General features: G+C 64.5%; 22 protein-coding genes. 10 read left to right on the top strand and 12 right to left on the bottom strand.

Annotated features, from left to right (window positions below; translation table 11 throughout):
- Positions 1-12 precede the first annotated feature (12 nt).
- Together B5483_RS07290 and B5483_RS07285 are read left to right on the top strand one after the other, a co-directional pair.
- A complete protein-coding gene (locus B5483_RS07290) occupies positions 13-432 on the top strand; it encodes a group II truncated hemoglobin (RefSeq protein ID WP_054944658.1) in 420 nt (139 codons plus the stop codon).
- Between the two features lie 85 nt (positions 433-517).
- The gene (locus B5483_RS07285) at positions 518-1,165 is read left to right on the top strand and encodes a YoaK family protein (RefSeq protein WP_054944657.1); all 648 of its coding nucleotides are present in this window, start codon (positions 518-520) and stop codon (positions 1,163-1,165) included.
- On the opposite strand, the gene B5483_RS07280 is transcribed toward B5483_RS07285, so the two are convergent.
- The 6 genes from B5483_RS07280 to B5483_RS07255 all read right to left on the bottom strand — a co-directional run bounded on the left by B5483_RS07280 (position 1,149) and on the right by B5483_RS07255 (position 7,496).
- Positions 1,149-1,430 (bottom strand): DUF167 domain-containing protein, encoded by a 282-nt coding sequence (locus B5483_RS07280; RefSeq protein ID WP_054944656.1) that lies wholly within the window; start codon positions 1,428-1,430, stop codon positions 1,149-1,151. The two genes, B5483_RS07285 and B5483_RS07280, sit on opposite strands and share 17 nt — an antisense overlap.
- The gene (locus B5483_RS07275; protein ID WP_079729956.1) at positions 1,430-1,993 is read right to left on the bottom strand and encodes a gamma carbonic anhydrase family protein; all 564 of its coding nucleotides are present in this window, start codon (positions 1,991-1,993) and stop codon (positions 1,430-1,432) included. Before B5483_RS07275 ends, B5483_RS07280 begins: the two co-directional genes overlap by 1 nt.
- Positions 1,990-4,203: a spermidine synthase gene (locus B5483_RS07270; protein ID WP_079729955.1), complete on the bottom strand. Its 2,214-nt coding sequence runs from the start codon at positions 4,201-4,203 to the stop codon at positions 1,990-1,992. Before B5483_RS07270 ends, B5483_RS07275 begins: the two co-directional genes overlap by 4 nt.
- 10 nt (positions 4,204-4,213) lie before the next feature.
- Positions 4,214-4,789: a GNAT family N-acetyltransferase gene (locus tag B5483_RS07265; protein ID WP_079729954.1), complete on the bottom strand. Its 576-nt coding sequence runs from the start codon at positions 4,787-4,789 to the stop codon at positions 4,214-4,216.
- The gene (hemB, locus tag B5483_RS07260) at positions 4,782-5,777 is read right to left on the bottom strand and encodes a porphobilinogen synthase (RefSeq protein WP_079729953.1); all 996 of its coding nucleotides are present in this window, start codon (positions 5,775-5,777) and stop codon (positions 4,782-4,784) included. The genes B5483_RS07265 and hemB overlap by 8 nt, the downstream gene beginning before the upstream one ends.
- A 72-nt stretch (positions 5,778-5,849) precedes the next feature.
- Positions 5,850-7,496 carry a M23 family metallopeptidase gene (locus tag B5483_RS07255; RefSeq protein ID WP_245828876.1) on the bottom strand — a complete coding sequence of 549 codons (1,647 nt, stop codon included), beginning with the start codon at positions 7,494-7,496 and terminating at the stop codon, positions 5,850-5,852.
- Between the two features lie 181 nt (positions 7,497-7,677).
- Here B5483_RS07255 and B5483_RS07250 point away from each other — a divergent pair, with 181 nt between their 5' ends.
- From B5483_RS07250 to B5483_RS07230, 5 genes are all read left to right on the top strand, one after another.
- The gene (locus B5483_RS07250) at positions 7,678-10,242 is read left to right on the top strand and encodes a helicase-related protein (protein ID WP_079730324.1); all 2,565 of its coding nucleotides are present in this window, start codon (positions 7,678-7,680) and stop codon (positions 10,240-10,242) included.
- A gap of 29 nt (positions 10,243-10,271) precedes the next feature.
- Complete coding sequence (locus B5483_RS07245; RefSeq protein WP_054944651.1) at positions 10,272-10,565, top strand: RNA-binding S4 domain-containing protein; 294 nt, start codon at positions 10,272-10,274, stop codon at positions 10,563-10,565.
- Positions 10,566-10,584: 19 nt separating this feature from the next.
- A complete protein-coding gene (gene fdxA / locus B5483_RS07240; RefSeq protein WP_007012628.1) occupies positions 10,585-10,923 on the top strand; it encodes a ferredoxin FdxA in 339 nt (112 codons plus the stop codon).
- A 324-nt stretch (positions 10,924-11,247) separates the two neighbouring features.
- Positions 11,248-11,781, top strand: a complete 534-nt coding sequence (locus B5483_RS07235) for a CarD family transcriptional regulator (RefSeq protein WP_013831484.1) — start codon at positions 11,248-11,250, stop codon at positions 11,779-11,781.
- A 173-nt stretch (positions 11,782-11,954) separates the two neighbouring features.
- On the top strand, positions 11,955-12,287 hold the full coding sequence (locus tag B5483_RS07230; RefSeq protein ID WP_079729952.1) for a hypothetical protein: 333 nt from the start codon (positions 11,955-11,957) through the stop codon (positions 12,285-12,287).
- A gap of 17 nt (positions 12,288-12,304) precedes the next feature.
- Here the strand turns inward: B5483_RS07230 and B5483_RS07225 are convergent, their stop codons facing one another.
- Entirely contained in the window at positions 12,305-13,270 is a 966-nt protein-coding gene (locus B5483_RS07225; RefSeq protein ID WP_079729951.1) for an L-threonylcarbamoyladenylate synthase, read from the bottom strand.
- 92 nt (positions 13,271-13,362) lie between these two features.
- Between B5483_RS07225 and B5483_RS07220 the strand changes: the two genes are divergently transcribed.
- A complete protein-coding gene (locus tag B5483_RS07220) occupies positions 13,363-14,187 on the top strand; it encodes a DUF815 domain-containing protein (RefSeq protein ID WP_079729950.1) in 825 nt (274 codons plus the stop codon).
- A gap of 10 nt (positions 14,188-14,197) precedes the next feature.
- On the opposite strand, the gene B5483_RS07215 is transcribed toward B5483_RS07220, so the two are convergent.
- Positions 14,198-15,661: a PQQ-dependent sugar dehydrogenase gene (locus B5483_RS07215; RefSeq protein WP_079729949.1), complete on the bottom strand. Its 1,464-nt coding sequence runs from the start codon at positions 15,659-15,661 to the stop codon at positions 14,198-14,200.
- Positions 15,662-15,723: 62 nt separating this feature from the next.
- Here B5483_RS07215 and B5483_RS07210 point away from each other — a divergent pair, with 62 nt between their 5' ends.
- A complete protein-coding gene (locus B5483_RS07210) occupies positions 15,724-16,218 on the top strand; it encodes a GAF domain-containing protein (protein WP_079729948.1) in 495 nt (164 codons plus the stop codon).
- A 125-nt stretch (positions 16,219-16,343) separates the two neighbouring features.
- Positions 16,344-16,970: a glycine zipper 2TM domain-containing protein gene (locus B5483_RS07205; protein WP_054944645.1), complete on the top strand. Its 627-nt coding sequence runs from the start codon at positions 16,344-16,346 to the stop codon at positions 16,968-16,970.
- A gap of 117 nt (positions 16,971-17,087) precedes the next feature.
- Here B5483_RS07205 and B5483_RS07200 read toward each other — a convergent pair whose 3' ends face one another.
- The 4 genes from B5483_RS07200 to mnmG are packed head-to-tail and all read right to left on the bottom strand — an operon-like array spanning position 17,088 to position 21,329.
- Positions 17,088-18,074 carry a ParB/RepB/Spo0J family partition protein gene (locus B5483_RS07200; RefSeq protein WP_176167974.1) on the bottom strand — a complete coding sequence of 329 codons (987 nt, stop codon included), beginning with the start codon at positions 18,072-18,074 and terminating at the stop codon, positions 17,088-17,090.
- On the bottom strand, positions 18,071-18,847 hold the full coding sequence (locus B5483_RS07195) for a ParA family protein (RefSeq protein WP_054944643.1): 777 nt from the start codon (positions 18,845-18,847) through the stop codon (positions 18,071-18,073). The genes B5483_RS07200 and B5483_RS07195 overlap by 4 nt, the downstream gene beginning before the upstream one ends.
- Positions 18,844-19,485, bottom strand: a complete 642-nt coding sequence (gene rsmG / locus B5483_RS07190) for a 16S rRNA (guanine(527)-N(7))-methyltransferase RsmG (RefSeq protein ID WP_079729947.1) — start codon at positions 19,483-19,485, stop codon at positions 18,844-18,846. The genes B5483_RS07195 and rsmG overlap by 4 nt, the downstream gene beginning before the upstream one ends.
- Entirely contained in the window at positions 19,482-21,329 is a 1,848-nt protein-coding gene (mnmG, locus tag B5483_RS07185) for a tRNA uridine-5-carboxymethylaminomethyl(34) synthesis enzyme MnmG (protein ID WP_079729946.1), read from the bottom strand. The genes rsmG and mnmG overlap by 4 nt, the downstream gene beginning before the upstream one ends.
- Positions 21,330-21,335: the final 6 nt, after the last annotated feature.

Below are 21,335 nucleotides of genomic sequence, written 5' to 3'. Positions count from 1 at the left end.
CTTGCGGAGAAGATGTCAGTGTCGAGCCAAGCCCCCGTCATCGATGAAGCCCAAACTCCCGATACCCCTTTCTATCGCCTCGGTGGCGCGCCGGTGTTCGAAGCCATCTGCAACCGCTTCTACGACCTGATGGACGAAGACCCGCAATATGCCGAGCTGCGCGCCATGCATGCCCAGGACCTTGCGCCGATGCGCAAGGCCCTGCCCCAGTTCCTTGCCGGTTGGGCCGGCGGCCCGCGCGACTGGTTCGAGGCCGTCCCCGGACGCTGCATGATGAGCGTGCACAAACCCTTCGCCATCAACAGGGCCGTTGCCGAGCAATGGGCCGATGCAATGAACCGGGCGGTCGCCGATGTCGCACCCGAACCGGCGGACATGGCCAAGGCGATGGGCGAGGTTCTCGGCAATCTCGCGCGCGGCATGGGCCGCTGAGCCGAATCTGCGGATCGCGCCTGCGCACATCGCCTCCTTTCAGATCGCACTCGCCAGACGGACCGGCGCGCGATAGGTTGCGCAGGTGAACTCGCTAGACCCACCGCGACAGGCCCTCGCTACCGCGCTTGCCGCGCTCGCCGGCTACGTCGATGCCGTGGGGTTTCTGTCAGCTGATCGCTATTTCGTGTCGTTCATGTCCGGCAACACGACGCGCCTCGCCACCGACCTCATTGCCGAGGGACCGCATCGCGCGCTCGTCCCGGCGCTTCTGATCCTTGGGTTCGTGCTGGGCGTGGCGATGGGCAACGTGGTCGCCCACAAGGCAGGCCGATGGCGCAAGCCCGCCGTTCTCTCGCTCGTTACCGCGCTCCTCGCATTGGCCGCGCTTCTGGCACTGGCGGAATATCTCGAAGCGATGATGGCCATGCTCGTCTTCGCCATGGGCGCGCTCAACAACACGATGCAGCGCAACGAGACGCCCGTAGCGCTGACCTATCTCACCGGCGCGCTGGTGCGCATCGGTCAGGGTCTGGGCGGCCTGCTTAGCGGACGCGGAGCCAACGGCATCGCCGGCTTCCTCGCCCTGTGGCTGGCACTGGCCGGCGGCGCGGCGCTCGGCGCGACGATGTTCCTGCGGGTCGGTGCAGCCTGCCTGCCCCTCGCCGTACTCGCCGCAGCGCTGCTATCGGTTGCCGGCTGGCGAATCGCCCGCGTCAGTCGCGAATCCTGAACTGCTTTTCGCGAGAAGTTGCGCCGCGCAACAACTCCAGCCGCGACGGAGCCAGCCCGAGAGCCTCGGCAAGCAGGTCGCGCACGGCATCGTTGGCCTTGCCGTCCTGCGGTTTGGCCCGGACCTTGGCGAGCAGCTTGCCCTCGGCGATCTCCAGACCTTCGACCTTGGCGCCGGGAGTCACACGGACCGCGAGCCGACTCTCCGCATCGACCAGCGCCCGAAGCGCCTGTGCATCGGGCAGTGCCGGCCTGGGTCTTGCCATCAGCCCGCGACACCGAGCGTCTCGGCGTGGTTGCGACCGTTGATGACATAACGGGCAACGCCCTCGCGGTTGGCAACAATCGCATCTTCGGAAAGGTCGCGGATGTACTTGGCGGGACGCCCCATCCACAGCTGGCCTGCGCCGATGCGCTTGCCGGTGAGCTGCGCCCCGGCCGCGAGCATGCCATCGGTCTCGATATGGCTGCCGTCCATGACGATCGCGCCAAGGCCAACGAAGGCACTGTCTTCCAGCGTGCAGCCATGGACCATCGCCATGTGTCCGATCAGTACGTCCTCGCCGATCAGCGTCGGATAGCCTTCGGGTCGACCGGCCTTGGGACTGTCGCAATGGACGACGGTGCCGTCCTGGATGTTGGTGCGCGCACCGATGACGATGCGGTTCACATCGGCCCGGATCACGCAATTGTACCAGATGCTCACGTCTGGGCCGATCTCGACATCGCCGATGATCCGGCAACCCGGCGCGATAAAGGCGCTGGAGTGGATCTTCGGAGCCTTGCCGTGGATAGCGGCGACGGTGATGTCGTTGCGGTTTTCGATCATGGGTATCCTATCAGCCTGGACCAGCGAATGAACGGCAGGATGGAGGCGTGGTCGTCCGTCCAGGGCCTCTGTGCCGGTGCTTGCAGCCGACTCCATGGGCTATCGGGCTGCATCTTCGCAAGCTCGTTGATTGAAGAGCTGTCGCGCGAGAGAGCGATCCAGTGCGACGGCGTATAGAGGTCGAGGTTCTCGGGCCAGTCCTGGCGCACGCGCGCGGTCAGCCCTTCGCTGCGGGCCAGGGCGGCGATCACCGGCTCCAGCTCCACGTAGCGGTTCGAGATATGCATGAGCAGGACCCCGCGGCCGGTCAACGCGCGCAGATACACTTCCATGGCTTCGCGGGTGAGCAGGTGAAGCGGGATGGCATCGGAGGAGAAGGCATCGATCACCAGCATGTCGAACCGGTGCGGCGGCACCGATTCCAGTTCAAGTCGGGCATCGCCCAGGATAACTTTGGCCTGTGGTGCGCAGTCGCGCAGATAGGTGAACTGCCCCTTGGTCGAATAGTTGAGGATGACAGGATCGATCTCGAAGAAGGTCCAGTCCTGCCCCGGTTTGGCGTAACAGGCGAGCGAACCGGTGCCGAGGCCGACCACCCCGATCCGCGCCGCATCTCCCTCCATCCGATTGGCCGATGCCAGCGCCAGGCCGACGCCGGACCTCGGACCGTAGTAGGTCAGCGGCATGCGCCGCTTGTCCGGATCGAGCGACTGCTGTCCGTGCAGCGTAGTGCCATGGCTGAGGATCCGCATACCGGAGGAGCGATAATCGCGTACGGTATAGATGCCGAAGTAACTGCGCGTGCGCTGGCCTTCGTAGCTCGACATGATCGTGACGAGACCACCCTGCCCGAGCATCGCCAGCAAAAGCACCGTCACGAAGGCCCAGCGCCAGCCCATGACCATGACGCCCGTCCCGGTGAGGAAGACCGTCAGCAGCATCGCCATCGTCGTCGTCCCGGGTTCGGTGAAAAGATCGAAGAGCTGGACCGAAAGGAACAGCGCCAGCATCAGGAGCAGCACCAGCGCAATCCGGGCCAGCCTTGGATCGAGGCCATCCATGCGGCGCCAGCGCAGGATTTCATCGAGCGGGATGAGCAGCGCCGCCCCGAGAATGAGCAAGGGATGTTCCCAGGACCAGTCGAACACCAGCGGCGCGACAAGGGCCGTAAACAGGCCGCCCAAGGCCCCGCCGGCCGAAAGGATCAGGTAGAAGCCGGTGAGATGTCCTGCATCCGGGCGCAAGTCATAGAGCCGGGCATGGAGCGCGACGGACACCACGAAGAGCAGGACGCAGCTCCCGCCCGCCAGCAGCAGTGCTCCGGACCCGTCGGCCAGCATCGCATAGCTTCCGGTAAAGAGCAGAACGACCGGCGCGACAAATGTCAGCGCGCGCGCCTGGGCGCGGCGATCGGCGAAGGCGACGGCGAAGCTGAGGAGGTAGAGACCCAGCGGAATCACCCAGAGCAGCGGGGAGGCAAAGATGTCGGTCGTCAGGTGCGTCGTCGTCGAGAGCATCAGCCCGGAGGGAATCGCGGCCAGGGCAAGCCAGTGCAGCTTGCGACGCCATGACGTCACATCGCTGGCGCGCAGCAGCGATTCGCTCGGCCTTGCCGCGTCGACGGTCCTCCGACGGGTCCATGCACAAGCTGCAACGAGCAGGACCAGCAGGCCATATCCCAGGGCCCAGACAAGGCTCTGGCCGTGCAACGCAAGCAAGGGCTCGGCGACGAGAGGATAGGCGATCAGTCCGGCGAAGCTGCCCAGATTCGATGCAGCATAGAGCGCCCAGGGTTGACCCGCGCGGGCATCGGCCGCGAACCAGCGCTGCATCAGCGGAGCCTGCGCGGCGACGAGGAAGAATACCGGGCCGACCGTCAGCAGCAGCAGCCAGGGCACCCAGATCGCTTCCCAGCCGGGCGCAGGCGAAGCCACTTGCGCCAGCCCGATCGGCAAGGTCGTGGCCGCAATGCACAGGGCAATCAGGTGGATGACGGCCTGATGCCCCAGGGGCTTTTGCGAAAGCCAGTGTGCATAGCCGTAACCGGCGAGAAGCAGGGCCTGATAGACCAGCATCGCGCTGTTCCAGACATTGGGCGCACCGCCCAGCCGCGGCAGTGCCATGCGGGCAACCATCGGCTCGACCATGAACAGCAGGAAACTGCCGACAAGGATCGTCAGGATGAAGAGCGCGCGGTCGGACCTGCCCATCGCCTGCGTCTCAATCGTGGCGCACGCGCCACTCCCCCGCGGTGATCGACCAGGCGAGCGTATCGCAAAGCGGCGGCTCCCACCTAGTGTCGACATAGTCGAGGTCGGTGCGGCGACGCATTCCCAGCCGCTCCATCAGTCCCCAGCTTGCGGTATTTCCGCTGACCGTGATCGCCACGATCTCCTGCGCGCCGAAGCGATCGAAGCCGGCATCGAGCGAGGCGATGGCCGCTTCCTTCGCGTAGCCCCTTCCCCATGCCTCCTCGCGCAGGCGCCAGCCGATCTCGAACCCCTCGGGAAAGGTACTGTCGGGAGCATTGCCGCGCTTGAGTCCGCAAAAGCCGAGCAGCTCGCCGGACAAGTGGCCGCCATCGGCCTTGCGTTCGACCAGCCAGAAGCAGTGGGCATGCTCCTGTTCGCAGCCGATCACCGCATCATAGAGCTGTTCCAGTCGCTCTTCGGACAGCAGCCCACCCAGCCATCGCATCACCGCAGGCGTGTTGGTAATCTGCGCAAACCGCGCCAGATCGGGCCTCGTCCATGAACGCAGGACGAGCCGCCCGGTCTCGAGGCGAAAGTCAGCCATTCAGCAGTCGCGCTGCGTGAGCGGCGTGATAGGTCAGCACACCCGAGCACCCGGCGCGTTTGAAGGCCATCAGCGTTTCCAGCACCAGCGCGTCGCGGTCTCCCGCGCCGACCGCGGCGCTGGCCTCGATCATCGCGTACTCGCCGGAGACCTGGTAGGCGAAGACGGGAACCTCGAAGGTCTCCTTTACCCGACGCACGATGTCGAGATAGGGCAGCCCCGGCTTGACCATGACGCTGTCTGCGCCTTCGGCCAGGTCCAGCTCAACCTCGCGCAGCGCTTCCTCGCTGTTGGCCGGGTCCATCTGGTAGGTCTTCTTGTCGCCCTTGAGCAGGCCGCGCGAACCCACGGCATCACGGAACGGACCGTAGAATGCCGAGGCGTATTTCGCGGCGTAAGACATGATCTGGATGTTGGCGTGCCCTTCGTCCTCCAGCGCGTCGCGGATCGCGCCGATGCGGCCGTCCATCATGTCCGAGGGCGCAATGATGTCTGCCCCGGCGGCCGCCTGGTTGAGCGACTGGCCGACAAGGACCTCGACCGTCTCGTCATTGAGAACATAGCCGTTCGCATCGACCAGCCCATCCTGGCCGTGGCTGGTATAGGGATCGAGCGCAACGTCGGTGAGAAGGCCGACCCGGTCGCCCAGCGCATCGCGCACGGCCCGCAGCGCGCGGCACATGAGATTGTCGGGATTGAGCGCTTCCTTGCCATCGTCGCTGCGCCGCTCGCGCTGGGTGTTGGGGAACAGGGCCAGGCACGGAATGCCAAGGTCCGCCGCTTCCCTTGCCCGCTCGACGATACCGTCCACCGACCAGCGCGACACGCCAGGCAGCGAGGCGATCGGCTCCTCCACGCCCTGCCCTTCGGTCACGAAAAGCGGCCAGATCAGGTCGGCCGGGGTCAGCACATTCTCGCGATGCATCGCACGGCTCCAGGCCGTTGCACGGGTGCGGCGAAGTCGGGTGTGGGGATAAGTTCCAGTCATCACCGGTGATTGCCGGAAAATCGCCGAAGGTTCAATCTGGGCAAAATGTCCCGTTGGACCGAAGCCGTGCGATCAGCCGACCTTCTTGGGCTCGAGCCGGTCGATTTCGCGTGTGTCCGCATCCTGCGGCGCATCGGGCTTGGCGAAACTGTCGAGCGCCGCGCCGGGTTCTACCGTCAGCAGCGCCTTCATGCGCTGCCTGAACTCGTCGCGTTCCTTCCCGTCGATCTGCGGCCGGGTAACGAGACGGATCGACAGGGGATCGACGGTCCTGCCGCCGCGATAGGCTTCGAAATGCAGGTGTGGACCCGTCGACAGCCCGGTCGAGCCGACATAGCCGATCACCTGTCCGGCCCTGACGTGGGTGCCGTTTCTCACCGCGATGCGGCTCATGTGACCATAGCCGGTACCAAGACCGCCGCCGTGGTTGATCCGCACGTAATTGCCATGGCCGCCATGGCGCCCGGCATAAGTGACGGTGCCATCGCTCACGGCATAGATCGGCGATCCATAGGACGCGCCGAAATCGACGCCGGCGTGCATGCGCGTGTAGCCGAGAATCGGGTGACGGCGCATCCCGTAGCGCGAGGTGATCCGTCCCGCGACCGGCATGCCGATCGGCGCACTGCGCGTTTCGGCAAGGCCCGAGGCCGAGAACATCTGCCCGTCTTTGCCCCAGCGCATGAGCTGGAGGCGCGGCTTTCCTTCGCGCTCGACTCCCGCATAGAGCAGTTCGCCCACCTGCCGTTCGCCCTTGGCCGATCGCTTATAGGATAAGATCAGGTCGAATTCGTCGTTCGCCGAAATGTCGCTTTCGAGCGAGAGATACTTGTCGACCGCACGCAGGTAGCCCTGGATCGCGGCGACCGGCGCCCCGGCATTGCGCGCCGAGCGATAGAGGCTCGACCCGACGGTGCCGCGAATGCGCAAGGGGGTCGTATCGACGGCAATGGGATGGCGCACCAGGGCCAGCGCGCCGTCATGACGTGCGACCGAGAGATCGAGGTCGAAGCGGGCGCGGAAGGCCATCTCGTCCAGTGGGCGCGAGACGCCTTCGGCGGGGCGCTTGCCCAAGGTGATATCGAACTGTGTGCCTGACGCGATGTCGGACAGCGGCACCGCACCGGAAATGAGATCGGATACCTGCGAAATGTCGCTGCTGCCAACGCCCGCACGTTCCAGCATGCGGCGGAAGCTGTCGCCCTGCCCCAGCGTGGAGACCAACTGGATCATCGGCCGTTCGGGCACTTTCGCCAGCGGTCGCACCAGCGGGCTTGCCCCCATGTGACGGCCGCTGTCGGCCCCGAAGGCAAGCGGCGCGATGGTCTGGCTGCGGAATTCGTCGCGAACCCGGTCGTTGACCGGCATGGGCGTCGCCGCCTCTACAGCAGCAAAGCTTGGAGAAAGAGCAATGGCGGCCGCGCTCAAGCCGAAAAGCGTAGCGAGGCCGCGATACCAGCGCGGGCTGCCGATGTCGGTGGCAAGGTCAGGCGCCAACTCGACCTTCTCGCACCAGGCTTCGATGTCCTGCTTCCACGCCTGCAAGCGTTCGCGCAGGCCGGGACCGGCAACAAGGGTCTCACCGGAAGGAGGCGGAACTGCGACGTTGGAAATCTCGGGCAGGACCTGGGCATGCGAAAGCGAGGCAGCCGATGCCGCACCGCCTGCATAGTCCCCTTCGGCCGAATTTCCGCCGTTCTCGTCAAGCGCCTTGAACAAAGGCCCCTTCCTCATCGCAACCCACAGGCTCAGGCAGAGCCCGGCGCCCACCTCGGGCACATTCTGCAGAAACCATGCCCACTCAAGGTTAAGACCCCCCTAACTCTGTGGATTTCCGCCCCCATACAGGACGAGTCGACCCTTGTACGCGGCCAGCGGCGATGCCACATTCGGTGGTGAAATGGTTCAGGACCGGAATGTAACGGCGCGCGGTGACGCTCCAACAGGGGTGAAGGCCGTGCTCGGGCCGACCAACACCGGCAAGACTCACCTCGCCATCGAGCGGATGTGCGCCCATTCCAGCGGAGCGATCGGCTTTCCGCTGCGTTTGCTGGCGCGCGAGGTCTATGACCGGGTCTGCGCCATCAAGGGTGAACAGAACGTCGCCCTGATCACCGGCGAGGAACGGATCGAGCCCCGGAACGCGCGCTACCTGCTGTGCACGGCCGAGGCGATGCCGGTGCTCGATCGCAGCCTCGCTTTCGTGGCCATCGACGAAGCCCAGCTGGGCGCCGACCGCGAACGCGGCCATGTCTTCACCGATCGCCTGCTCTACGCCCGGGGCCGCGAGGAGACGATGATCCTCGGTTCGTCGACGCTCGAACCGATGGTCAGGGCGCTCGTGCCCCACGCCGAGATCGTCACTCGCCCGCGCTTCTCGACTCTCAGTCATGCCGGGGCGAAGAAGCTCAGCCGCATCCCGCCACGCAGCGCCATCGTCGCCTTCTCGACCGAGCAGGTCTACGCCATCGCCGAAATGCTGCGGCGCTTCCGCGGCGGCGCGGCCGTCGTCATGGGGGCGCTCAGCCCACAGACACGCAATGCCCAGGTCGCGCTCTACCAGTCAGGTGAAGTCGATTATCTGGTCGCCACAGACGCCATCGGCATGGGACTCAACCTCGATGTCGAACACGTCGCCTTCGCCGGCCTGTCCAAGTTCGATGGCGTGCGCCATCGCCGCCTCACCACCTCGGAAATGGCGCAGATCGCCGGACGCGCCGGACGTCACCAGAAGGACGGCACTTTCGGCACCCTCACCGGATCTGGCACGCACGATTCGGAATTCGACCCCGAAGAGATCTTCGCCATCGAGGAGCACCGCTTCCCGCCGCTGACGAAACTGTTCTGGCGCGAGGCGGAGCCCCGATACGACAGTATCGCCACTCTGATCGGCGACCTTGAGAGCCCGCCGGATCTGCCCGAACTGGTTCCGGCCCCCGAAGCCATCGACCTTGCCGTACTCAAGCGCCTGTCGGACGATCCGCAAGTCACGGATTCGGTGCATGGGTCGGCGATGGTGGAACGCTTCTGGGAAGTCTGCCGCCTGCCCGATTTCCGCCAGCAGGGGGCCGAGACCCATTCGCGCTTCGTTGCCCGTCTGTGGCAGGACCTGCGCCGCGGCGAACTGGGCGCCGACTACGTTGCCAATGCCATTGCCCAGCTCGACCGCACCGGCGGCGATATCGATACCCTCCAGGGACGGATCGCCGCGATCCGGTCATGGGCCTATATCGCCCAGCGACCCGACTGGGTCCTGGCGCGCGACGAGATGGCCGCCCGCGCCCGGGCCGTGGAGGCACGGCTTTCCGATGCCCTCCACGGAAAGCTCACCGAACGATTCATCAACCGACGGACTGCCGTACTCATGAAGAAACTCGGGCCCGATACCGGGCTGCTCTCCGTGCGCATGGAAGACGAGGAAGTGCTGGTCGAAGGCGAGCACATCGGCTCGCTGCGCGGCTTTGCCTTCCATGTCGATCCCGGCGCCCGCCTGTCGGACCGCAAGCTGCTGCTGGCTGCCGCGGAAAGGCACCTGACCTCGTTGCTGCAGAAGCGTGCCGACGAACTGACCGAAGCGATTCACGCCGGGAGCGCCGGGATCACGCTCGATCGTGGAAAGCTCATGTGGGATGGCGAATCGCTTGGCACTCTCGCGCCGGGACGCTCGCTCCTGTCGCCGGTTCTGGTCCCCGACCGCACGCTCGATTCCGTGCCGGGCCCCTCGCGCAAGGCGTTGGTCGCCGCGCTCGAAGCCTGGCTCGATGCTGCGCTGCAACCGCTGGCTCCATTGCTCAAGCTCGATGAAGCCAGCCGTTCCGAGGAAGCTGGCCCCGATCTCAGGGCCCTGCTCATCACTCTCGTCGAAGCTGGCGGCATGACGTCACGCGAGGATTCGGGAGTCGACAAGCTGGACAAGCAGCGCCGCACGATGCTCTCGCGGCTCGGCGTGCGCGTTGGCGCGCTCGATGTTTTCTTACCTGCGATGCTCCGCCCGGGCCCGATCGTGCTGTGGCGCGAACTCGCGCAGGTGTTCGGCAAGTCCCCGCGCGATGGGGCTCCCGAAGACGCGATGCCACCCGCCCTGCCCGCCAAGCGCCGCCAGCGCACACCGGGCTATCGCAGCCTGGGCAAGCAACTTGTGCGTCTCGACATGGCCGAAAAGCTCCTGCGCGAAGCCCACGAGGCGCGCGGCGGCGGCAAGCCCGCGGGAAGCGGACGCAGCTTCGCGCTCGACCCGGCCAAGGCGGTGTCGATGGGACTGACCACCGAAAGTTATGCCCGGCTGCTTCGGCTTGCAGGCTTCCAGCCGATCATGCCCCGCCAGCTGGCCGAAGGCGCCCATGGCCCGCCGGCACCGGTGCGCTGGCGCTGGCGTCCGCCGCGCCGTCACGTCGAAGAAACAAGACCTCAGCCGGTGCGCAAGGACAATGCCTTTTCCATTCTTGCGGATATGGTGCGCAACTAGAGGGGATTCGGGGAGATGGAGGCTACCGCATGAGGATCGACAAGCTGATCTGGTTCCTGCGTCTCGCCAAGACCCGCACCATCGCCCAGGCCATGGCGGAAGAGGGCCACATGCGCCTTAACGGCAGGCGCGTGGAACGCGCGCACCAGAAGGTTTCGACGGGCGATGTGCTCACCCTTGCGACCCCTTCCGGGGTGCGGGTGATCGAGATCGTGACCCTGCCGATCCGCCGCGGCCCCGCCCCGGAAGCGCAAGCCTGTTACAGAGTGCTTGACGGCGGGGCAGATAATCCCATAGCAGCGGCCTTCCGTAACGAGGCCTGATGAAGAGGATACCGCCTCCATGACCTATGTCGTCACCGACGCCTGCATCAAGTGCAAGTACATGGACTGCGTGGAAGTCTGCCCTGTGGACTGCTTCTACGAAGGCGAGAACATGCTCGTCATCAATCCCAGTGAATGCATCGACTGCGGCGTCTGCGAACCGGAATGCCCAGCCGAAGCCATCCTTCCCGACACCGAAAGCGGTCTCGAGCAGTGGATGGAACTGAACACGAAGTACTCGGCCGAGTGGCCGAATCTCACGTCCAAGAAAGATTCGCCGGAAGATGCCGACGAGTACAAGGGCGTGGAAGGCAAGTTCGAGAAGTTCTTCTCGCCCGAGCCCGGCGAGGGCGACTGAGGCCTGATCTTTCCGGGGGTTCGCCCCCGGAAACAGACGTATCCGCCTGAGGATACGTCGCAATCGGCATGCCGGGGGCTCGCTGAACCTAATGGTTCGCGCCCCTCTGGCAATTTTGTCACATGTATGCTATATAATAGTCCAACTGCCCGGGCCGTCTGCCCGTTTGGCAGGCGTTTCAGTGCGAGGCAGGGATTCGAGAGCAAGCGGTTGGGGGAGTAATCTGACCGGGCGGCGGAGGCGGCTGACACGCTTCCAAGTCGCACCCCCGGTTATCTCCCGACAAAAGTATGGCTCTCGGACCTGCAGGTGAAAGGACGATACATGGCAACCAAGGCCGATGCCTTCGATGTTGGAGATTACGTCGTTTATCCCAAGCACGGCGTAGGCCGTGTGATCGAGTTGCAAAAGCAGGAAATTGCCGGAATGCAGCTCGAACTTTATGTGCTGCGTTTCGAAAAGGAACGCATGACCCTACGCGTTCCCGTGAACAAGGTTGAATCGATCGGCATGCGCAAGCTGTCCTCGGACAAGACCCTGCGCGAAGCTCTCGATACCCTCAAGGGCAAGCCCAAGGTGAAGCGCACCATGTGGTCGCGCCGTGCCCAGGAATACGAAGCCAAGATCAACTCGGGCGATCTCGTCTCGATCGCGGAAGTCACGCGCGACCTGTTCCGCGCTGACGACCAGCCGGAGCAGAGCTACTCCGAACGTCAGATCTTCGAGGCTGCATCCTCGCGACTGGCGCGCGAACTCGCGGCCATGGAAAAGACCGACGAGCCGGCCGCTCTGCAGAAGATCCTCGCGATCCTCAACGAGTATGCTCCGAAGTACTACGAGAGCGCCGAAACCGCCTGATCGGGCGTTTCGATGCCGACGAAAGGGCCGCTTCCGCAAGGAGGCGGCCCTTTTCGCATGTCGGGGTGCCGCAGACCGCCATACGCTGCGTCAAAGTTGCGCGGCGCAATTTCTGTTGCCTGCCGCGCAGCGTTCATTGCGATGACATACGGAACATGACAGGTTCCGCCCCGATGACTTCACGCCTCAGGCTATACGCCCCGTTCGCCCTTGTCGCGGCCCCGTTGCTGGGCGGCTGTGTGTCCACCGTCGCCAAGGTAGCGACCGCCCCCGTGCGCGTTGCCGGCAAGGGCGTGGACATGATGACGACCAGCCAGTCTGAAGCCGACGAGAAGCGCGGCCGGGAACTGCGCAAGCGCGAGGAACGTCTCGGCAGCCTGGAACGGGACTACGATCGCCACTTGCGCGAATGCAACGAAGGCGACAGCCGCTCGTGCCTCAAGGCGCGTGACGACTACGCCGAGATCCAGCAGGTCCTGCCGACAGTTCCGGTCGAACGCCGTTGATTCCTTCGCGGCAATAGTCAGGCAGCAGCCCGGCGCAGGCGATCGTTGATCGCCTTGCCGATGCCATCCTCGGGTACAGGTGCCACGGCAATTCTCGGCTGTGGCGATGCCGCCCCTTCGTGCAGCAACGCATAAAGCCGCGATGCAGCTTCGGAGAGATCGCCCGAAGCCGACAGTGTGACGTGGCCCGCGACATCCGCGAAACCGATATGAAACTCGTCCGCTTCAGCGGTTCGTGCGTCGAGCCGTACTGGCTTGCCCGGCGCATAGTGGCTGGCAAGCTGGCCGGGCGCCTCGATCGCATGTGACGTCACGGCGTCGCTTCTCGAACCGAGAACGGCGGAAATCGCTGACTCCGGAATCGGACCGGGACGCAGGACCTGCCAGCGCCCGCCCTCGCGCAAGGCGATGATCGTCGATTCGAGCCCCGCTTCGCAGGCACCGCCATCGAGAACGGCGTCGATCCTGTCCCCCAGCGATTCCACCACATGGGCCGGTGTCGTGGGACTGACCCCGCCGCTGCGATTCGCGGAAGGCGCGGCGAGCGGGAGGCGAGCCTCGGCAATGACCGAGCGCATGACCGGATGCGCCGGACAGCGCAATGCAACGGTCGGCAGACCGGCAGTCACGGCAGCGGCAATTGGCGCGCCTTCCTGCACAGGCAGGACCATGGTCAGGGCGCCCGGCCAGAATCGCCTGGCAAGCAACACGGCGCGCTCGTCGAAAACGGCCAGTCGCCGGGCCGAGGCCAGGTCCGCGACGTGCACGATCAGCGGATTGAAACTGGGCCGACCCTTCGCGCGATAGATCGCAGCCACCGCTTCATCGCGATCGGCGCGGGCGGCGAGTCCATAGACCGTCTCGGTCGGCACGGCGACAAGGCCCCCCTCGCGCAGCACGCGCACCGCCTCAGCGATACCTTGCGGATCGGACGACAGCAGGGCAGGCCGACCTGCCGGACTATGCTCGCTGGATTGGGCCATGGACCGCCGCTATAGGCGGATGCGCAAAATGCCAAGGAAAAGCGCTCGATACCGGGCCTTTCCATCGCAAAACGAAGCAAAGAAATGACGTCATGACGCAAACCGACCTGCTTTCCCGCATTGCCGACGCGCTGGAGCGCATCGCCCCTTCCCCCGTCGCCGAGACCGACTGGCTGGCCCATCCCGCCTATGTCTGGACCGGGCTAGCGGCACGCGCCGTCAACACGCTGGAGGCCCCTGCCCTCGATCTCCTGCGCGGGATCGACGACCAGAAGCAGCGCGTCGTCACCAATGTCGCGCGCCTTGCCGCCGGCTTCGCCTCGCACGACATGCTGCTTTGGGGCTCACGCGGCATGGGCAAGTCTGCCGTGCTGCGCGCCGCGATCCAGGCCGCACAGCAGGAACATCCGGGCCGCATTGCCCTCGTCCAGGTCGCGCAGGAAGCGCTCTCCGGCGTAACGGGCCTGTTCGCGACATTGGGCAAGGTGGACCGCCAGTTCCTCGTCTTCGTCGATGATCTCGGCTTTGAGGAGAGTGAAACCAGCGGCCCTCGCCTGCTGCGTTCCTGGCTGGAAGGCGGGGTCGAGGCACGCCCGGCCAATGTCCGCCTCGCCGTGACCTCCAATCGCCGCGCGATCGTCGCGCGCACGATGTCCGAGCAGGACGACCCGATCAATCCGCGCGACGCCGTGGACGATCGCCTCGCGCTGGCCGACCGCTTCGGCCTGTCGATCGGGTTCCACAACTGCGATCAGGACGCCTACCTGGCGATCATCGGCGGCTATGCCGATGAATTCGGACTGCAGTGGGACTCAGGCGATGCGCTCGAATGGTCACGACGCCGCGGAGCCCGGTCAGGCCGCGTCGCCTGGCAATATGTCAATGAGCTTGCCGGACGCGCCGGCAAGGCTCTCTGACCTTTCGCGATCAGTTGTCCATCATCCCCCCGAGCAGCGCCTCGGGGGTGAGCTGGGTCGGGTCCTTGAGGTCGGTCTGGGGCTCGAGGTGATCGGTCTCGACCCGCTTGATCGCTTTGGAAGGCTTGGCGCCGGGCGCCATGACCCGCCAGATCACACCCGCGGTATCGTCACTCACCAGCAGCGCCCCGGTCTTGTCCCAGGACACCCATGTCGGGCGGCCATGGGTTGACCCTTCCTTGTCGAGGAAGCCGGTCAGGACGCGCACCGGCTTCGCGTCCTTGGGATTGCCGTTGGCATCGAAAGGAATGAAGACGACGTCGTAGCCCACAGCCGGACGGCGGTTCCACGAACCGTGACGTGCAATGAACGCACCGTTCGCAAACTGCGAACCCATGATGTTGCCGCCATTGGAAAAGACCATGCCCAGTACGGCCGTATGCGCGCCCATCGCGTATTCGGGCTTACGGGTATAATCGCCCATGCCGTACTGCATCGGCCAGCTCACGCGATCGTCGTAGACATTCTTCCAGTAGATCCATGGCCAGCCGTACTGCACGCCAACGGGGACGTTCGTGAAGTAGTCGGGCACGAGATCCGGCCCGAGCATGTCGCGCTCCTGAACCGTGGCCCACATTTCCTCGGTCGAGGGGTTCCAGGCCATGCCGTTGGGATTGCGCATGCCGGCGGCGAATTGGCGACGATGCCCGGTATCGGTGTCGATTTCCCAGATCGCGGCGCGTCCGGCCTCTTCCTCCATGCCGTTATCGGCGATATTGGTGGCCGAACCGACCGCGACATAGAGATGCAGCCCGTCCTCGCTCAGCAGCAGGTTGCGCATCCAGTGATTGCCTGCCGGCGGCAGGTCCATCAGCTTCTTCGGCGCGCCTTCCAGCTTGGTGGCTCCCGCTTCGAAGGAAAATTCCAGCACCGCGTCGTGATTGGCGATGTAGAGTTTGCCGTTGCCGTAAGCCATGCCGGATGGGGAATGCATGTCGGCGGTCCGGAAGTCGAAACGCTGCTCCGCCTTCCCGTCGCCGTCTTCGTCGCGCAGCAGGACGATCTTGTCCGGCGAAGGCGCCCCCGCACCGACGCGATCCATCATCCAGGTCATTACGGCGCCGGTTATGCCGCCCGGCTTGCTCGCGGCGGGGGCATTGGTCTCGGCGACCAGGACATCGCCATTGGGCAGCGTGATCATCGTGCGCGGATGGTCCAGCTTGTCGGCAAATCGGCTGACGGACAGCCCCTTGGCCGCGACCGGCTTCTCACCCTCGGCCCAGCCAATCGTCTTGGGCAGGCTGACGCTGGGGATCCATTGCGGATCGGGATCGACCAGCGTGGGGTCCTTGCCCGCCGTGGCATCGCTTGGCAGGTCCGAGCTGTTCGAGAACTGCGCCCAGGCTATCGCCCCGACAAGGACGACAAGGAGCACGGCGAGGACCACGAGGGCCTTGATGAGGATGGAGCGCATGTGCTGCGAGATAGGCTTCTGCCAGCTATGCGGCAACCTCGTCTTGAGCTAACTGAAGCGCCATGTTCGATTTCCAGACAGATACCGGGCTCGACAAGCCCGAGCTTTACGAAGCCCTTACGCAAGCGGCACAGGCGCTCGTCTACGGCGAAAGCGATCCCGTTGCCAACATGGCCAACCTGTCCGCCGTGATCTGGCAGTTCCTGCCGGACCTCAACTGGGCAGGCTTCTACCGCACGATCGGCGACGAACTCGTCCTCGGCCCCTTCATGGGCAAGCCCGCCTGCATCCGCATTCCCTTCGGGCAGGGCGTCTGCGGCACTGCTGCTGCGAGCGCACGCACGCAAGTCGTCCCCGACGTCCACGCCTTTCCCGGACATATCGCCTGCGACGCCGAAACGCGATCAGAAGTCGTCGTACCTGTGGTCGTCGACGGCAAGGTCATAGCCGTGATCGATCTCGACAGTCCGACGCCGAGCCGCTTCGACGAAGCCGATGCTGCAGGACTGGAGAAGCTTGCCCTGATCGCCGCGAAGGCGATCTGTGCCACGCCCTGATGCGTCGAAACGGGACAGCATCGAAGGAGGTATGAGCAAGCGCTTGGTTTTGCGCGCAATACGATGCTAAATTTCGCGTTAACTTACCGGGCCAACACTCCGGTCCTCGCGAAAGGGCAATCCCGATGCGTCTGCATTTCCTTGCTGCCGTTGGCACGGCACTGATACTTTCCGTTCAACCTGCCCTCGCCCAGCCTGACGATGTGTACGACCACGGCATGCCCGAGGCAGCTCCGATGCATCATGCCCGTCCGGACGGGCCGCGATACGCATTCGATCCAGCCGCACGCGATGCCTGGCTAGCCGATTGCCGCAGCCGGGTATCGCGCCGGGATTCCGGCGTGGGCGGCGCGCTGATCGGCGGTGCGGTCGGCGGTCTGGCCGGCAATCGCATTGCGGGGAGCGGCAACCGGACCGTCGGGACAATCGCCGGTGCAGTGGTTGGCGCCGCTGTCGGAGCCGCAATCGACAAGGCGGAAGATGCAGGCCGCTACCGGGACGAATGCGAAGCCTACCTCGACGACTACTACGCCTGGTATACCCGGAGCGCTAACTATTCACCCGGCTACGGCTATGGGCCGGCAACTTATGTCGCACCGATGTCCCGGCCGGAACCGGAATGCACCGAGACGATCGAATATGTCTATGAAGACGTGCCGGAGCGCCCCGCGCCCCGGAAGCGGTATATCCCGCGTCATGCCCCAGATAAGCGCATCAAGATCGTTCCCGACAAGCGCGTTCCGATCAAGTAACTGAAGGCACGAGAAAAAGGCGGGACCGGATACACAATCCGATCCCGCATGGTTCTTAATAAATTCAGGAACTTAATTACAACAAAGCACGGCCTGCCACGGCCGGCAGCAAGACCGTCAGATCGAACCGCCGGTCAAACGCTGGCAAATCAGATCGAGCTGATCGAGCGTTGCATACTTGATCGTCACCGTGCCCGACTTGGGATCGGCATCGGCGTTGATTTTCACCGGCAGACCGAGGAATTCCTCGAGATGATTCTGCACGGCAGCAATGTCGGCATCTTCCGAAGCGCTGCGGGCAGTGCGGACCCGGCGCGGTGCCGCATCGCCGCGAGCCTTCTTGCGCACCAGCTTTTCGACTTCGCGCACCGACATCTGCTTGGCAATCGCTGCCTCTGCAATCTCGGCAGCACCTTCGCATCCGATCAGGGCACGCGCGTGACCCATCGACAGATCACCCTTCTCGACCATGACGATCACATCGTCCGGCAGTGCGAGCAAACGCTGGAAGTTGGCGACATGGCTGCGGCTCTTGTCGACCATGCGGGCGATCTCGGCCTGTGTCATGCCTTCCATCTCGGACAGGCGATTGTAGGCACGTGCCTCTTCGATCGGATTCAGATCCTCGCGCTGGAGGTTTTCGATCAGGGCCAAGGCCATGACTTCGCGCTCGGTCAGATCGCGAATCAGCGCCGGGATTTCGTGCAGTTGCGCCTTCTGCGCCGCACGCCAGCGACGTTCACCGGCAACGAGCTGGTAACGGCCGTTGTCCATCGGCCGCACGATGATCGGTTGGATCACCCCGCGCTGGGCGATCGACGCAGCCAGTTCCTCCAGCGCTTCTTCCTCGAAGATGCGGCGCGGCTGATCCGGATGCGGAATGATATCGGAAATCGAGAGCGTGGCGAGGCCCCCGACGCGCGGCGTGTCCACAGCAGAACCGCCCGCTTCATCCGGATGCGCCAGCGGTTCCTCGCGGCGCGTTTCGCCCAGCAAGGCGCCCAGACCGCGGCCAAGCCCCTTCGGCTTCTGCTTCACCGGCTTGGCTCCGACGGAGCTCAATCCCTGGGGAACGCTCATACGGACAACAGATTCTTCGCTCATGCCGCTTTCCTCTTCTCGGGCAGTCGGGTGATCAGTTCCCGGGCCAGCGCCATGTAGGCCCGACTGCCGGCACAGGCGTGATCGTAAATCAGGGCAGGAACGCCATGGCTGGGCGCTTCAGACAGACGGACATTTCGCGGGATCGTCGTCTCGAACACCAGTTGACCAAGGCAAGAACGCACGTCGTCGGAGACCTGCTCGGTGAGGCGATTGCGGCGGTCGAACATGGTCAGGGCAATGCCGATGATCCCGAGATCGGGATTGAAACGCTGCTGAACCCGCTCAACCGTCTGGAGCAACTGGCTCAAGCCTTCGAGCGCAAAGAATTCGCACTGCAGGGGAACCAGCAGGGTATCGGCCGCCGTCAACGCATTGAGCGTCAGCAGCCCCAGCGAGGGCGGGCAGTCGATAAGGCAGACGTCGTAGCCGATATCCTTGCGCAGCGCGTGCTGGAGGCGGTGAGCGCGATCCTCGGCGCCGACCAACTCGACTTCGGCACCCGACAGATCGACCGTCGCGGGCAAGAGATCGAGGCCCGGAATACGCGTGGGAATGACGCAATTTTCAACCGGGGCCTTGTCGACCAGCACATCATAAGTCGATGCGTCCCGTTCGGATGCTGAAATGCCGACACCGGTCGATGCATTACCCTGCGGATCGAGGTCGATAAGCAGGGTCTTCCAGCCCGTGGCCGCCAGCGCAGTCGACACATTGATCGCTGTGGTCGTCTTGCCGACGCCGCCCTTCTGGTTGGCAATCGCGATACGGATCACTTGGTCTTACCCTTCCTGCCGGCCAAATTTCCGACAATAATGCCCGCCTGCGGGTCCGTAAGAGACTGTTCCACGTGGAACACATGCCGCCACTTGCGAAGGTCATCCAATTCTTGCTGTGCAGACCGCCCTTTGGGCAACAGCCAGATCGTGTCACTTGTGGAAAATCGCGCGGATAATGTCAGAAGTCGGTCCAACGGTGCGAATGCACGCGCGGAAATGACACCGACCTGACATGTCTCGACCATTTCGAGGCGCTGACCGACGATGCGTGCGCGCTCCAGACCCATCGCGATTCGCGCACGATCGAGCCACTCGATTCGGCGCGCCCGCGATTCGACCATCAGCACTTCAAGCTCAGGTCGCAGGGCAGCGATGACGAGACCGGGGAAACCCGCACCTGTTCCCAGGTCCATCCATGGCAGCGATGTTCCACGTGGAACATGCGGCAGCAACTGCGCGCTATCGACAATATGCCGCAACCAGACATGATCGAGACTGGCCGCCGAAACGAGGTTCTGTCGCTGGTTCTCCTCCGCGAGCATCTCGACCAGCTTCTCGAGCCGGGCCATCGCCGCTTCGTCGCACTCGGGCAGCGCACGCAACCACGCGCGCGCTTCGTCTTCCGTGGTAATCAAGCAGCCTCCCGACGGGCATGAACAAGCAGAGCAGCCAGTGCTGCAGGGGTAATTCCAGGTATGCGTCCAGCCGCGGCCAAGCTCTCTGGACGGGCACGCGTCAGGCGCTCGACCATCTCGCGGGATAGCCCCGGAATTTCAGCATAAGGAAAATCTTCGGGCAGCGGCAGGGCATCGCTTGCCCGCAGCTCGCGCAGTTCGCGCTCTTGCCGTTCGAGATACGGGGCATAGGCCGCATCCTCGGTGACTTCCTCAAGAAGCGACAGGTCGTCCAGCAGCGCGGGATCGACCCAGTCGGACAGTCCGGTCATCTCCACGCCATCGAAGCGCAGCCACTCCCGGATCGGCATGCGCCCGGCATCGCTGCGAACCGGCAGGCCCGCAGCCACGAGTTCCGAAGCCGAGGGCTTCTGGTCCATGGCGTCGTTGAGGGCCGCCCTCGCCTCCGCGCGCCGCGCGAACCAGTCGCGCCGCAACTCACCGATCGCACCGACGGCAAGACCGAGCGGCGTCAGGCGGGTCGAGGCATTGTTCGCCCGCAGGCGCAAGCGATACTCCGCGCGCGCGGTAAGCATCCGGTAAGGTTCGCTGACCCCGTGGAGGGTCAGGTCGTCGATCATCACCGCCAAGTAGCTGTTGGCACGATCGAGCCCCGGCGCTTCCCGATCCAGGACAACGGCAGCGGCATGCATACCTGCCACGAGCCCCTGGGCGGCCGCTTCCTCATAACCCGTCGTTCCATTGATCTGGCCTGCACAGTAGAGCCCGGGCATGTCGCGCAGCTCCAGACTTGAACGCAAGGCACGCGGATCGATGTGATCGTACTCGACGGCATAGCCGGGCACGACCATCTCGACCGTCTCAAGACCTTCCATCGTGCGGAGCATCTCAAGCTGCACTTCGGCCGGAAGCGAGGTGCTGATCCCGTTGGGATAGACAAGGTGAGTCCCCAACCCTTCCGGTTCGAGGAAGATCTGATGACCATCGCGATCTGCGAAGCGGTGAATCTTGTCCTCGATCGACGGACAGTAGCGCGGACCCAAGGCCCCGATCGCCCCCGAGAACAACGGTGAGCGATGGAGATTTTCGCGAATGACATCGTGACTGCGCACATTGGTCCGGGTGATAGCGCAGAACACCTGAGGATTAAGACGCCGATCCCCCATTGCCGACATCGTCCAGAACTCGCCATCCGATGGCTGCTCATCCAGACGAGACCAATCGATCGTGCGGCCATCGAGCCGCGGCGGCGTCCCGGTCTTGAGCCGGGCCATCGGCAAGTCAGCCTCACGCATCTGCACGGCCAGCTTCTGGGCCGATGCTTCTCCGATCCGACCCCCGACGATCCGTTCCTCTCCGCGGAACAAGGTCCCGCCGAGAAAGGTGCCAGTGCACAGAATGACGGCGCGAGCCATCAGTCGCTCACCATCGGCAAGCTCGATGCCGACCACACGCTCACCATCGAAGACCAGCGCCGCTGCTTCGCCGGCGACCAGAGCCAGATCACCCTGCTCTCCAAGCAGACGATGAATCGCTGCTTTGAAAAGGCGACGATCAGCCTGGATCCGCGGCCCTTGCACCGCGCTGCCCTTTGATCGATTGAGCATACGATAGTGGATGGCTGCTGCATCGGCTGCGCGCGCAATCAGACCATCGAAGGCATCGACTTCGCGCACGAGGTGGCCCTTGCCCAACCCACCGATCGCCGGGTTGCAGCTCATTGCACCGACAGCGTCGAGATCGAAACTGACGAGCGCAACGCGCGCGCCCATGCGCGCGGCAACGGCAGCCGCCTCGCAGCCGGCATGGCCGCCGCCAATCACAATCACATCGAATGCACGCATGGCGAT

The sequence above is a fragment of the Novosphingobium mathurense genome (genome assembly GCF_900168325.1).
Taxonomy (GTDB): Bacteria; Pseudomonadota; Alphaproteobacteria; order Sphingomonadales; family Sphingomonadaceae; genus Novosphingobium; species Novosphingobium mathurense.
The sequence above is the reverse complement of the archived record's forward strand: the minus strand, read 5'-3'. Positions and strand labels throughout refer to the sequence as shown.